This window comes from Haemophilus sp. CCUG 60358 (genome assembly GCF_001679485.1).
In the GTDB taxonomy this organism is placed as follows: Bacteria; Pseudomonadota; Gammaproteobacteria; order Enterobacterales; family Pasteurellaceae; genus Haemophilus_D.
This window is the reverse complement of sequence record NZ_LZOZ01000015.1, coordinates 1-12,583: the sequence shown is the minus strand read 5'-3', so window position 1 is coordinate 12,583 and position 12,583 is coordinate 1. Positions and strand designations below refer to the sequence as shown.

13 protein-coding genes are annotated in these 12,583 nt (G+C 41.2%); 10 read left to right on the top strand and 3 right to left on the bottom strand.

What is annotated here, in order from left to right:
* The first annotated feature begins 18 nt into the window (after nucleotides 1–18).
* From ilvY to glpE, 3 genes are read left to right on the top strand one after another with little or no spacing between them, the layout of a single operon-like run.
* Entirely contained in the window at nucleotides 19–897 is an 879-nt protein-coding gene (gene ilvY, locus A9500_RS07170) for an HTH-type transcriptional activator IlvY (protein ID WP_065244417.1), read from the top strand.
* Nucleotides 898–929: 32 nt separating this feature from the next.
* The gene (rarD, locus tag A9500_RS07165; RefSeq protein WP_065244416.1) at nucleotides 930–1,817 is read left to right on the top strand and encodes an EamA family transporter RarD; all 888 of its coding nucleotides are present in this window, start codon (nucleotides 930–932) and stop codon (nucleotides 1,815–1,817) included.
* Nucleotides 1,807–2,124 carry a thiosulfate sulfurtransferase GlpE gene (glpE, locus tag A9500_RS07160; protein ID WP_065244415.1) on the top strand — a complete coding sequence of 106 codons (318 nt, stop codon included), beginning with the start codon at nucleotides 1,807–1,809 and terminating at the stop codon, nucleotides 2,122–2,124. The genes rarD and glpE overlap by 11 nt, the downstream gene beginning before the upstream one ends.
* A 94-nt stretch (nucleotides 2,125–2,218) precedes the next feature.
* Here glpE and A9500_RS07155 read toward each other — a convergent pair whose 3' ends face one another.
* A complete protein-coding gene (locus tag A9500_RS07155; protein ID WP_065244414.1) occupies nucleotides 2,219–3,256 on the bottom strand; it encodes an LLM class flavin-dependent oxidoreductase in 1,038 nt (345 codons plus the stop codon).
* A 138-nt stretch (nucleotides 3,257–3,394) separates the two neighbouring features.
* Here A9500_RS07155 and A9500_RS07150 point away from each other — a divergent pair, with 138 nt between their 5' ends.
* Genes A9500_RS07150 through lptD form a run of 6 tightly spaced genes read left to right on the top strand, consistent with a single transcriptional unit; the run spans nucleotide 3,395 to nucleotide 10,171 of the window.
* Complete coding sequence (locus tag A9500_RS07150) at nucleotides 3,395–5,311, top strand: ABC transporter ATP-binding protein (RefSeq protein WP_065244413.1); 1,917 nt, start codon at nucleotides 3,395–3,397, stop codon at nucleotides 5,309–5,311.
* A gap of 9 nt (nucleotides 5,312–5,320) precedes the next feature.
* Nucleotides 5,321–5,863, top strand: a complete 543-nt coding sequence (locus A9500_RS07145) for a type I DNA topoisomerase (RefSeq protein ID WP_065244412.1) — start codon at nucleotides 5,321–5,323, stop codon at nucleotides 5,861–5,863.
* A complete protein-coding gene (locus A9500_RS07140) occupies nucleotides 5,860–6,411 on the top strand; it encodes a Sua5/YciO/YrdC/YwlC family protein (protein ID WP_065244411.1) in 552 nt (183 codons plus the stop codon). The genes A9500_RS07145 and A9500_RS07140 overlap by 4 nt, the downstream gene beginning before the upstream one ends.
* A gap of 3 nt (nucleotides 6,412–6,414) precedes the next feature.
* Nucleotides 6,415–7,233, top strand: a complete 819-nt coding sequence (aroE, locus tag A9500_RS07135; protein WP_065244410.1) for a shikimate dehydrogenase — start codon at nucleotides 6,415–6,417, stop codon at nucleotides 7,231–7,233.
* On the top strand, nucleotides 7,230–7,781 hold the full coding sequence (locus A9500_RS07130; protein WP_065244409.1) for a DNA-3-methyladenine glycosylase I: 552 nt from the start codon (nucleotides 7,230–7,232) through the stop codon (nucleotides 7,779–7,781). The genes aroE and A9500_RS07130 overlap by 4 nt, the downstream gene beginning before the upstream one ends.
* A 47-nt stretch (nucleotides 7,782–7,828) precedes the next feature.
* Nucleotides 7,829–10,171: an LPS assembly protein LptD gene (gene lptD / locus A9500_RS07125; RefSeq protein WP_065244408.1), complete on the top strand. Its 2,343-nt coding sequence runs from the start codon at nucleotides 7,829–7,831 to the stop codon at nucleotides 10,169–10,171.
* 84 nt (nucleotides 10,172–10,255) lie between these two features.
* Here the strand turns inward: lptD and xerC are convergent, their stop codons facing one another.
* Both xerC and A9500_RS07115 read right to left on the bottom strand, forming a co-directional pair.
* Nucleotides 10,256–11,143 carry a tyrosine recombinase XerC gene (xerC, locus tag A9500_RS07120; protein WP_065244407.1) on the bottom strand — a complete coding sequence of 296 codons (888 nt, stop codon included), beginning with the start codon at nucleotides 11,141–11,143 and terminating at the stop codon, nucleotides 10,256–10,258.
* On the bottom strand, nucleotides 11,143–11,577 hold the full coding sequence (locus A9500_RS07115) for a GNAT family N-acetyltransferase (protein WP_065244406.1): 435 nt from the start codon (nucleotides 11,575–11,577) through the stop codon (nucleotides 11,143–11,145). The genes xerC and A9500_RS07115 overlap by 1 nt, the downstream gene beginning before the upstream one ends.
* A gap of 199 nt (nucleotides 11,578–11,776) precedes the next feature.
* Between A9500_RS07115 and tpiA the strand changes: the two genes are divergently transcribed.
* A complete protein-coding gene (gene tpiA, locus A9500_RS07110; protein WP_065244405.1) occupies nucleotides 11,777–12,544 on the top strand; it encodes a triose-phosphate isomerase in 768 nt (255 codons plus the stop codon).
* Nucleotides 12,545–12,583: the final 39 nt, after the last annotated feature.

Below are 12,583 nucleotides of genomic sequence, written 5' to 3'. Positions count from 1 at the left end.
TTGCTTTTAACGATACATATGAACTTTCAAGACCTCCAAATATTTCTTCATCTTGCTGATACACAAAATTTTGCTAAAACCGCTACGCAAAATCATATGTCGCCGTCTACGCTTTCACGCCAAATTCAACGCATGGAAGAAGAATTAGAACAACCTTTATTTATTCGTGATAATCGCCAAGTGCGCTTAACCGAACAAGGCGAGAAATTTCTGCAATTTGCGAAAACAGAATGGCAAAACTGGCAAGAGTTTAAGCGTCAACTGCGAGATAATTCAGCGGAATTAAGTGGAGAGTTACGCTTATTTTGTTCAGTAACGGCTTCATATAGTCATTTGCCACAGGTATTAGCCAAATTTCGTTCTCGTTATCCAAAGGTTGAAATTCAATTGACGACTGGTGACCCAGCCTCTGCAGTGCAATTTATTCAATCAGAACAAGTAGATCTCGCTTTGGCGGGGAAACCAAATAATCTGCCGGCTGGGTTGGAGTTTTATAAAATTGATGATATTTCCCTTTCATTAATTGCGCCTCGAGTCGCTTGTTTAGCCACACAATTATTACAAGAAGAACCCATCAACTGGCAACAGATGCCTTTTATTTTGCCGTTAGATGGAATGGCACGCCAGCGTATTGAACAATGGCTACGTAGCAAACATATTAAACATCCCAAAATTTATGCCACTGTGGCGGGGCACGAAGGTATCGTACCAATGGTGGCACTTGGTTTCGGATTAGCGATGTTGCCGGATGTGGTGATTGATAATAACCCTATGTCAAAAGACGTGTCTCGTTTAAATTTAGACAACCCCGTTGAGGCGTTTGATTTAGGGGTTTGTGTGCAAAAAAGAAATTTAGCGAACCCCCTAATTCGTGCATTTTGGGAGATGTTAGACTAAAATAATAAGCAGAATTAACCTAAGGATTTATTATGTTAAGAGGCATACTTATTTCACTTTTAGCCTCGCTTTTATTTGGCTATATGTATTATTTTTCCACGCTACTGAAACCACTCAGTGGCACGGATATTTTCGGCTATCGAATGCTGTTTACATTCCCTTTCGTTGCCCTTTCCGTCATCATGTTTAAACAAAAACAGGCTTTGGTTGAGCATTTAAAACGCATTAAAAATCGACCGCTCTTTGCCCTTTCCTATATTATTTGTGGCGCATTAATGGGGTATCAAATGTGGCTCTTTTTGTGGGCTCCCAATAATGGTAGCTCCTTAAGTGTTTCTTTTGGTTATTTATTGTTACCAATTGTGATGGTGGCTGCGGGGCGGATAATTTTTAAAGAGCGAATTTCAACATTGAAATTTATAGCCGTATTAATTGCGGCGGTCGGAGTGATTTCTAACATCATTTTAAAAGGCGGATTATCTTGGGAGGCCATTGTTATCTGTGTGGGTTACACCACCTACTTCTCGATACGAAAAGCCTTAAAAAATACCGATCTTGGTGCCTTTTGCTTAGAAATGATCGCATTATTGCCGATTAGCGTTTACTTTGCCCTTCAAACTGATTTTGCCACCGTGCAGGAATCGAATCCTAATATTTGGGGGTTATTGGTATTGCTCGGGCTCATTAGTGGCTCTGCATTGATTGCTTACGTGATTGCCAGCAATATGCTGCCGATGAATTTGCTTGGCCTTTTAGGTTATGTTGAAACCATTTTGATGGTGATTATTTCATTTTTAATTGGAGAGGAAATGGATGCGGACAGCTATCCGTTATTCATTTGTTTAGTATTGGCGATGAGCCTGATTATTTTTGATGGCGTGTATAAACAGCGCGTAAAAGGAACAAACCATGTCGTTTAAAGAAATTAGCCCAGAACAAGCTTGGGAGATGATGCAAAAAGGCGCCATTCTTGCTGATGTTCGGGACCCTCAACGTTTTACCTATTCCCATGCGAAAGGGGCGTTTCATTTAACCAACCAAAGTTTTTTACAATTTGAAGAACAAGTGGATTTTGACTCCCCGATTATCGTGAGTTGTTATCATGGCGTAAGCAGTCGAAATGTAGCGACTTTCCTCGTTGAACAAGGCTATGAAAACGTGTTTAGCATCATTGGTGGGTTTGATGGTTGGGTAAAAGCTGGTTTACCGATAGAAACGGCTTATTAATATTTTTCCTCCTTAGTAAAGAGAAAAGAAATATAATCAATCTTAAGAAATAAAAAGTGCGGTGAAATTTACCGCACTTTTTATTTTTGTCTCGCTATTGCTTATCCACAATCGCTTTCAACATCGTGTAAGATTGGGCTTGTTTTTGCTCATCAAAAATATAGCTCACTGCCATAATTTCATCAAAATGTACCCGTTCGCGTAATTGCTTGAGTTGAAAATCCACACTTTCAGGACTGCCAATAAGTGAACAAGCGGTCATTTGTTCCACTACGGCACGCTCTTGGTTGTAAATCGGGATTTCCTCGAAATCGACTGGGCCAAAGTGTGGTTTCTTTTGGGCATGCATTTGAGCTTTCCAAACATCTTCCTCTGATGCCAAAGGCGGTTGTAAATTTTGTTGCGCGTTAGTGACCACGTTTAAGAAAAATAGTGTTTGTGTCGTCGCGAGTTGTCTTGCTTCTTTATCGGTTTCAGCGACAATCGCATTCACACCTAAGATGACATAAGGCTCAGCAAGATAGGTAGAAGGTTTGAAGTTTTTGCGATAAATCTCCACCGCTATTTCCATCATGCGTGGCGCAAAGTGTGAAGCAAAGGCATAAGGCAAGCCAAGCTCTGCCGCAAGATAGGCACTTTCGGTGCTGGATCCCAAAATATAAAACGGTATATTCAAGCCTGCGGAAGGGTAAGCTGAAACTGGGTTGCTATCTTTAAAGTAACCACGAAGTTCCGCAATTTCCGCAGGGAAATCCAGACTGTTTCGCCCACGACGAAGTGCTGCAGCCGTTTGCATATCAGTTCCTGGTGCACGCCCTAAACCGAGCTCAACTCGGTTTGGATAAAGTGTCTCCAGTGTGCCATATTGCTCAGCTACTACATACGGTGAATGATTCGGTAACATCACACCACCTGACCCCACGCGCAAAGTTTTCGTATTGGCTAGCGTATGCTGAATTAAAAGTGCGGTCGCTGAACTCACCAAATTTTTCATATTATGATGCTCAGCAATCCAATATCGTTCAATGCCGATATTTTCAGCATGTTTTGCAAGATTTACCATAGACTCAACCGCTTGCAAATAAGTTTGTCCTTCTCGGACAGGGGCGAGATTAAGAATAGAGAGCTTCATTTTATTTCCTCATGATTGATTTGTTGAGTGTAATTATACGTGTTTTTCTGGCAGAAATATCGATAAAATTGGAATAGGCTGTTTCGAGAAAAGGAAAAATATTGCAAAATAGGCACAAATTCAGATGTATTCGAAAAAATGATTGTATTTAATAATATTTCCCTAAAGCGTGGGCAAACCGAATTGCTCGAGAATGCCACGGCGACCATCAATCCGAAACAAAAAGTTGGCTTGGTGGGTAAGAATGGTTGCGGTAAGTCTTCTCTTTTTGCCCTATTAAAAAAAGAATTAACACCAGAGGGTGGCGAAGTCACTTATCCATCCAACTGGCGGGTATCTTGGGTGAATCAAGAAACGCCGGCATTGGATATTCCCGCCATTGATTATGTGATTCAAGGGGATCGTGAATATTGCCGTTTACAGCAGGAACTTAACGAAGCAAATGAACGTAATGATGGTCATGCAATTGCGCGCATTCATGGGCAATTAGAAACCTTGGATGCTTGGACTATTCAATCTCGCGCGGCGTCCTTATTGCATGGTTTAGGCTTTAACCAAGAAGAAATCGCTCAACCAGTAAAATCTTTCTCTGGTGGTTGGCGTATGCGTTTAAATTTGGCGCAAGCTTTGCTTTGTCCATCGGACTTATTATTACTGGATGAGCCGACCAACCATTTGGATTTGGATGCGGTTATTTGGTTAGAACGTTGGTTAGTGCAATATCAAGGCACCTTGGTATTAATTTCCCACGACCGTGATTTTCTCGATCCGATTGTGACGAAAATTCTCCATATCGAAAATCAGAAGCTCAACGAATACACGGGCGATTATTCTTCCTTTGAAGTGCAACGGGCAACCAAATTGGCACAACAAACTGCCATGTATCGTCAGCAACAACAAAAGATCTCTCATTTACAAAAGTATATCGACCGCTTTAAAGCCAAAGCAACCAAAGCTAAACAAGCACAAAGCCGTATGAAGGCATTGGAGCGTATGGAACTGATTGCACCGGCTTATGTGGATAATCCTTTTACTTTTGAATTCCGTCCACCACTATCCTTGCCGAATCCTTTAGTGATGATTGAGCAGGCGAGCGCAGGTTATGGCAGCGATGAAAGTGCGGTAGAAATTTTAAGTAAAATTAAACTGAATTTAGTACCGGGTTCGCGCATCGGTTTGCTCGGGAAAAATGGTGCAGGTAAATCAACCTTAATTAAATTATTAGCGGGAGAGCTCACCGCTCTTTCCGGTACTGTGCAATTAGCTAAAGGCGTACAACTCGGTTATTTTGCTCAGCATCAGCTCGATACCCTACGCGCAGATGAGTCCGCTCTTTGGCATATGCAGAAACTTGCACCGGAACAAACGGAACAACAGGTACGGGATTACCTCGGGAGTTTTGCATTCCATGGTGACAAAGTTAATCAAGCGGTGAAAGCCTTTTCCGGTGGGGAAAAAGCCCGTTTGGTACTTGCGCTGATTGTTTGGCAACGTCCAAACTTATTACTGCTCGACGAACCAACTAACCATTTGGATTTGGATATGCGTCAGGCATTGACCGAAGCGCTAGTAGATTACGAAGGATCTTTGGTGGTGGTTTCTCACGATCGCCACTTGTTACGTAATACCGTGGAAGAATTCTATTTGGTACACGATAAAAAAGTGGAAGAATTCAAAGGCGATTTAGAGGATTATCAAAAGTGGCTGAATGAACAAAATAGCGCACCAGAAAATAAATCCTCGGAGAAAAATGACGACAATGAAAATTCCATGCAAAACCGCAAGGAACAAAAACGTCGTGAGGCCGAACTTCGCCAACAAACCGCGCCTCTTCGTAAACAAATCACTCAATTGGAGGAAAAAATGAATAAACATGCCTCCAAACTTGCGGAGATTGAAAATCAATTGGCTGATTCCGAACTCTACAGCGCAGAAAATAAAGAAAAATTGACCGCACTTTTGGCACAGCAAGTAGAGGTGAAGAAAGCGTTGGAAGAAGTCGAAATGGATTGGTTAGCGGCCCAGGAAGAATTGGAAACAATGCTACAAGCATAGGGACAACGTATGAGTCAAAGTCTTTTCCAACACACAAAACACGAAGAATATTGCCCACAATGCGGCGCGCCTTTGCAAATGAAACAGGGTAAAAAAGGACTGTTTTTAGGTTGTACAGCATATCCCGCCTGTGATTATTTGCGTCCCTTACATAAGGTAGAACATAAGGTGTTGAAAGAGCTTGATGAAACCTGTCCGCAATGTGGCAACCCACTCCAACTCAAACAAGGTGCCTTTGGGATGTTTATTGGCTGCAGCCATTATCCCGATTGTGATTTTGTGGTACATGAGCAACAGGATGAAGAACAATCTATTGACTGCCCAGAGTGCCATAAAGGGCATTTAGTTGCTCGACGTGGACGACAAGGGAAAATCTTTTATGGTTGCGATAACTTTCCCCATTGCAAATTTTCCTTGCCAGCAAAACCCTATGCTATTCCTTGTCCACAATGCCATTTTCCACTAGCACTATTAAAAAGTGAAAATGCCGAACACCAAGTGTGGCAATGTGCAAATAAAAGCTGTCGACATATTTTTGAGAACGAAAAATGAATGTACAACAAATTGCCGCTCGTTTAATGCAAGATGAAGTGGTTGCCTATCCTACTGAGGCGGTATTCGGTTTGGGCTGTAATCCGCTAAGTGAATGTGCGGTCAGAAAATTACTTAATTTAAAACAACGTCCGATTGAAAAAGGCCTCATTTTAGTTGCGCCTAACTTGCATTTTTTACAGCCATTTATCGATTTTTCCCATTTATCTGACGAACAACTTTCACGCTTACAGGCGCAATACGATCATCCGATCACCTGGGGGGTGCCGGCAAAGGCAGAAGTCCCACATTTTCTGACAGGGCAATTTAATAGTATTGCGGTGCGTTTATGTACTCATCCTGCCGTCAAAGCCTTGTGCGAAAAAACAGGCTTTGCCCTCACCTCGACCAGCGCGAACTTAACCGGTCAATCACCTTGCCGCAGCGCAGATGCTGTGCGTTCCCAATTTGGGGCAGATTTCCCCGTGCTTGATGAAGCTGTTGGCCAAGCACAAAATCCATCGGAAATTCGTGATTTGCTAACAAACCAACTTTTCAGACAAGGATAAGATATGCAGCACTATGCCGTTTGGGGCAATCCAATTGCTCAAAGTAAATCCCCGGTGATTCATCGCTTATTTGCTACACAAACCCAGCAAACGATGGAATATGTTACCAAATTAGGTGACCTTGAGGATTTTGAGCAGCAATTACAGGCCTTTTTTGCTGAAGGAGCACAAGGTTGCAATATCACCGCACCATTTAAAGAGCGCGCCTATGCGCTCGCTGAAGAGCATAGCGAACGGGCGAAATTGGCAGAAGCCTGTAACACACTAAAAAAATTAGCTAACGGCAAACTCTATGCAGACAATACCGATGGCATTGGTTTAGTGACGGATTTACAACGCTTAGGTTGGATTCAGCCACAACAACGCATTTTAGTTTTAGGTGCCGGCGGGGCAACCAAAGGGGTATTATTGCCTTTATTAGAAGCACAACAGCAGATTGTCTTGGCTAACCGCACGTTAGAAAAAGCGCAACAACTGGCAGATAAGTTCAAGCCCTACGGCACAATTGAAGCAGTAGCAATGGATGCAATTCCCGCGCAAACCTACGATTTAGTGATCAATGCAACTTCGGCCGGATTAAGCGGGCATACCGCTGCCGTTGATGGCTCTATCTTATCATTGACTCGCGCTTGTTATGACATGCAATATGCCAAAGGCAGCGACACGCCTTTTATTGCCCACTGTAAGTCCTTAGGTCTAAATAATGTCAGCGATGGTTTTGGTATGTTGGTGGCGCAAGCTGCCCACTCATTCCATTTGTGGCGCGGGGTGATGCCCGATTTTGTCGCAATCTATGAACAACTCAAAAAGGATATGGCATGAGTACAAGATGCCCTTGGGTGGGCGAACTTCCGATTTATATCGACTATCACGATAAGGAATGGGGTAAGCCACAATTTGACAGCCAAAAACTGTTTGAGAAAATCTGTTTAGAAGGACAACAAGCGGGGCTTTCCTGGATTACTGTATTGAAAAAACGTGAAGCCTATCGGGCTGCATTCCATCAATTTGATCCTATTAAAGTTGCGCAAATGACCGAACAAGATATTGATCGTTGTATGGAAAATACCGTACTTATCCGTCATCGAGCAAAACTGGAAGCCATTGTGAAAAATGCCAAAGCCTATTTAGCCATGGAAAAGTGCGGTGAAAATTTCAGTGATTTTGTGTGGTCGTTTGTGAATCATCAACCCATTATTAATGATGTGCCCGATATTTCTGTTGTGCCTGCCAGAACTGAAACCTCAAAAGCAATGTCAAAAGCGTTGAAAAAGCGTGGTTTTGTCTTTGTTGGGGAAACGACATGCTATGCTTTTATGCAATCGGTGGGGTTAGTCAATGACCATATAAATGGCTGTTGTTGTAAGTGATATTCCAGTATAATCCCGTCTAATTTCATCTGAATAAGAACTGAATTATGAATAAAAAATATACCTTAATTTCAATCTCAATTCTGACCGCACTTTATAGCCAACAAAGTTTGGCAGATCTGCATTCTCAGTGTTTACTTGGCGTGCCTCATTTTACTGGTGAGGTTGTGAAAGGTGATGTTAATAATTTGCCGGTTTATATTGAGGCAGATAAAGCAGAGATTAATCAGCCAACTCAGGCGATTTATCAAGGCAATGTGGATTTGAAACAAGGAAACCGCCATCTGGTCGGAAATTCAGTTGAAGTTAAACAAACAGGGGAAGGCAAACAAGCACAACGTTGGGCTTATTTACGTGGTGGATTTGATTATAAAGACAATCAAATCAATCTATTAGGTAATGATGCTAGTTTTAATTTAGATAGCAAAAATGGTAACGTAACCGATGCAGACTACCAACTTGTAGGACGTCAAGGTCGTGGTAAAGCACAAGAAATCGAGTTAGGTGATAATTACCGCTTAATGAAAAATGCGACATTTACCTCTTGTTTACCCAATGATAATGCTTGGGCGGTAGATGCCTCTGAGATTCGTCAGCACATCAAAGAAGAATATGCTGAATTTTGGCATGCGCGTTTTAAAGTATTAGGTGTGCCGGTATTCTATACCCCTTATCTGCAATTACCGATTGGTGATCGCCGCCGTTCAGGTTTATTAATGCCAACAGTTGGTCACTCTAGTCGAGATGGTTATTGGTATAAACAACCGATTTATTGGAATATTGCACCAAATTACGATGCGACAATTGCACCAAAATATATGTCACGCCGTGGCTGGCAATTAAATAGTGAGTTCCGTTATTTAACACCCGTTGGTGAAGGTAAACTTGCAGGAGAATATTTAGGACGTGATCGTTATGATGAATATACCAGTGATAATCGTAAGCGTCATTTGTTCTATTGGAAACATCATTCTTCTTTTCTTGAAAACTGGCGTTTAAATGTTGATTACACTAAGGTAAGTGATAAACGTTATTTCACCGATTTTGATTCAGATTATGGTGACAGTACTGATGGTTATGCAAATCAATACGCACGTATTGCTTACTATAAACCTAATTACAACTTCGCGATTTCCGCACGTCAGTTCCAGATTTTTGATGAAGTCGATATCGGGCCTTATCGTGCGCTGCCACAAATCGACTTCAATTATTACAAAAATGATTTGGCGAACGGTTGGGTAGATTTCAAGTTATTCTCACAAGCAGTACGTTTTGATAATGATAGTACCTTGATGCCGACAGCATGGCGCTTTCATGTTGAGCCAAGTTTGGCAACCGCGATGTCAAATAAATATGGTAGCTTGAATATTGAAACTAAACTTTACGCGACTCATTATAACCAGAAAAAAGGCTCTTCTTCTTCGGCAGAAGACGTACAAAAATCAGTAAATCGTGTATTGCCGCAATTAAAAGTAGATTTACAAACGGTTTTAGCGAGCAACAAAACCTTATTTGATGGCTATACACAAACGCTTGAACCTCATGTTCAATATTTGTATCGACCATACAAAGACCAAAGTAATATCGGTTCAAAACGTGTAAATAATTACCTTGGTTTTGGTTATGATTCTGCATTAGTTCAACAAGATTATTATTCACTATTCCGCGATCGTCGTTATAGTGGTTTAGACCGTATTTCATCAGCAAACCAGGTGACAGTTGGGGGAACAACCCGTTTTTATGATAAAAATGCCGATGAGCGTTTTAATTTTTCTGCAGGGCAAATTTATTATTTAACGGCATCAAAAATTGATGATAATCCAAATAATCGTACGCCAAAATCCTCTTCTTCTTGGGCATTAGAATCCAACTGGAAAATTAGCGACAAATGGAATTGGCGAGGTAGCTATCAATACGATACGTTGCTAGATAAAGCCTCTTTAGCAAATAGTAGTTTGGAATTTAATCCGATGAAGAATAATCTGATTCAGTTAAATTATCGCTACGCAAGTAAAGAGTATATCAATCAAAACTTAGGTGCATCTGCTAACCGTTACCAACAAGACATTAAACAGGTTGGTGTTGTGGCTGCATGGGAAGTGTCGGATAACTGGGCACTTGTTGGAAAATACTATCAAGATATTGCATTGAAAAAACCGGTTGAGCAATATGTGGGTGTGCAATATAACTCGTGCTGCTGGTCTTTAGGTGTTGGAGCAAGACGTTATGTGACGAGTCGCCAAAATCAACGTAATGATCAAGTGGTTTATGACAACAGCGTTGGTGTTACTTTTGAATTACGTGGTTTAGGTGAAAATGATCACCAAAGTGGTATCGAAGACATGCTGAAGAAAGGGAAACTGCCTTATATTCAAGCGTTTAGCTTATAGTGAAATGAATAAAGGCTACCAGAAGGTAGCCTTTTTGTTTAGAAGTGTGGTTAAAAAAGACGATGATTTTTGACCGCACTTTGTTTATTTTTTTCGTTTTGCTCGAGGATGGGCTTGATCATACACTTCTGCAAGATGTTGGAAATTTAAATGCGTATAAATTTGCGTGGTGGACAAATTGCTGTGCCCTAAAAGCTCTTGAACAGCACGCAAATCTGAACTCGCTTCCAGCATGTGGGTAGCAAAAGAGTGGCGTAGTTTGTGTGGATTGAGATGGCTGTTTAATCCTTGGCGAATGCCCCAGGTTTCCATTCGTTTTTGAATAGAACGATGAGTAAGGCGATTTCCCTGTTGGCTCACAAAAAGGGCGTCATCCTTTGGATTAAATAAAGGGCGTACTTTCAACCATTGCTGAATTGCATGAGAAGCATAGCGTCCAAAAGGCACAATACGTTCTTTGTTCCCTTTACCAATCACTCTGACTTCGCGTACTCGCGTGTTAATGCTATTGAGGTTTAAGCCTTGCAATTCAGATAAGCGAAGCCCTGAACTATACATTAACTCCATCATGGCGCGATCACGCAAATCAATGGGATCTTTGCTGTCATTTGAAAGCAATTTTTGGACCTGTTCAGCATCAATATTTTTCGGTAAATGCTTGCCTTGTTTCGGTGCTGAAATACCCGTTGCCGGATTCACTTTCATTTGCCCTTGTTGCACAAGATATCTGAAAAACTGACGAAGGGCAGACAAACGTAATGCCAAGCTCTTTTCTTTTAAACCTTGCTTTCGGCTTTCCGCCAAAATAAGACGAACTACACTTGGATTCACTTGCTGCCAGTGTTGAATGCCTTTTTCTGCTAGAATCGCTAAAATCGCATCCAGTTGATGTTGATAATTGGTGAGTGTATGTGGGCTTACTTGGCGTTCAATTCGCAAGTAATTCCAATATTGATTGAGGAGTGTATGCATTAGAGAGTTAATTCAAACAAACTTTTTTTCGTGTTTAGCTTAAATCCTTCGCGTTCTAAAATACTCTGTTGAGCTTGGCTCAATTCCGCCACCAAACGGTTAGATTGTGTATAACGGACAAACTCTTTTGCTTTAGAAATAAGCGCTGCATAAATCTCGGCTTGATGTTTATCTTCTTTGACAAAAATATCGGTTAATTGCCAATAGCGTTGTAATTGTAAAGAGGATAAGCGAGGATAAAGTTGAACAAAGCCAATCGCCTGTGCGTTTTCGTTTACAGCAACAAAAAACATGCTTTCATTAAAACGTATACGATTCGTTAGAAAGGTTAAAGTGCGGTCAGGATTTTCACTCATTCCGTTGGCAAGTCGATAGGCTTCAAAGAGTGGAGCAAGCACTTCTATATTCCATTGTTCGGCTTTGAAAATTTTCATTGTTACCAGACCTATTTTCCGTTTATTTATAAAATTGGTTATTTTTTATCGGTTCCGTACAGTAGATTGTAGCTTTTTAGCACAAAATAATCATCATTTCCCCAAAAAAATTTTCAAAATGTGATTTTGCACAAAGAAATCTGTTCAAAGTTTGGTATAGTAAACACACTTTTTATTTATTCAATATGGAGAAACAAAAATGGCACGTCGTCCTTTAGTGATGGGTAACTGGAAATTAAACGGTTCCAAAGCCTTTACCAAAGAATTAATCGAAGGATTAAAAGCTGAATTACAAGGTGTAACAGGTTGTGATGTGGCAATTGCCCCACCTGTTATGTACTTAGGTACAGCTGAAGCGGCACTTGCAGGCAGCCAAATTGCTTTAGGTGCACAAAACGTTGATGTGAATGTGAAAGGTGCTTTCACTGGTGATATTTCAACTGAAATGTTAAAAGATTTTGGTGCAAAATACATCATTATCGGTCACTCTGAGCGTCGTACTTACCATAAAGAAAGTGACGAATTCGTAGCGAAAAAATTTGGTGCATTAAAAGAAGCAGGTTTAGTGCCAGTGTTATGTATCGGTGAAACTGAAGCTGAAAACGAAGCAGGTAAAACTGAAGAAGTATGTGCGCGTCAAATTGATGCAGTCATCAATGCATTAGGTGTAGAAGCATTTAATGGTGCTGTGATTGCTTATGAACCAATTTGGGCAATCGGCACGGGCAAATCAGCAACTCCAGCACAAGCACAAGCTGTTCACGCATTTATCCGTGGACACATCGCAGTAAAATCACAAGCTGTAGCAGATCAAGTGATCATTCAATATGGCGGTTCAGTAAATGATGCTAACGCAGCAGAATTATTCACTCAACCAGATATTGATGGTGCGTTAGTGGGCGGAGCTTCACTTAAAGCGCCTGCGTTTGCAGTAATCGTGAAAGCAGCGGCAGCAGCGAAAAACTAATTTTCTTGTTCTAAAAGAGATAAAAAAAGTGCGGCTAAA

Excerpts from the sequence above, each read along its gene's own strand:
- ilvY (WP_065244417.1), top strand. The coding sequence starts at position 19 with ATGAACTTTCAAGACCTCCAAATATTTCTTCATCTTGCTGATACACAA.
- aroE (WP_065244410.1), top strand. The coding sequence starts at position 6,415 with ATGCAGCACTATGCCGTTTGGGGCAATCCAATTGCTCAAAGTAAATCC.
- A9500_RS07145 (WP_065244412.1), top strand. The coding sequence starts at position 5,321 with ATGAGTCAAAGTCTTTTCCAACACACAAAACACGAAGAATATTGCCCA.
- A9500_RS07130 (WP_065244409.1), top strand. The coding sequence starts at position 7,230 with ATGAGTACAAGATGCCCTTGGGTGGGCGAACTTCCGATTTATATCGAC.
- A9500_RS07140 (WP_065244411.1), top strand. The coding sequence starts at position 5,860 with ATGAATGTACAACAAATTGCCGCTCGTTTAATGCAAGATGAAGTGGTT.
- A9500_RS07155 (WP_065244414.1), bottom strand. The coding sequence starts at position 3,256 with ATGAAGCTCTCTATTCTTAATCTCGCCCCTGTCCGAGAAGGACAAACT.
- glpE (WP_065244415.1), top strand. The coding sequence starts at position 1,807 with ATGTCGTTTAAAGAAATTAGCCCAGAACAAGCTTGGGAGATGATGCAA.
- A9500_RS07150 (WP_065244413.1), top strand. The coding sequence starts at position 3,395 with ATGATTGTATTTAATAATATTTCCCTAAAGCGTGGGCAAACCGAATTG.
- xerC (WP_065244407.1), bottom strand. The coding sequence starts at position 11,143 with ATGCATACACTCCTCAATCAATATTGGAATTACTTGCGAATTGAACGC.
- lptD (WP_065244408.1), top strand. The coding sequence starts at position 7,829 with ATGAATAAAAAATATACCTTAATTTCAATCTCAATTCTGACCGCACTT.
- A9500_RS07115 (WP_065244406.1), bottom strand. The coding sequence starts at position 11,577 with ATGAAAATTTTCAAAGCCGAACAATGGAATATAGAAGTGCTTGCTCCA.
- tpiA (WP_065244405.1), top strand. The coding sequence starts at position 11,777 with ATGGCACGTCGTCCTTTAGTGATGGGTAACTGGAAATTAAACGGTTCC.
- rarD (WP_065244416.1), top strand. The coding sequence starts at position 930 with ATGTTAAGAGGCATACTTATTTCACTTTTAGCCTCGCTTTTATTTGGC.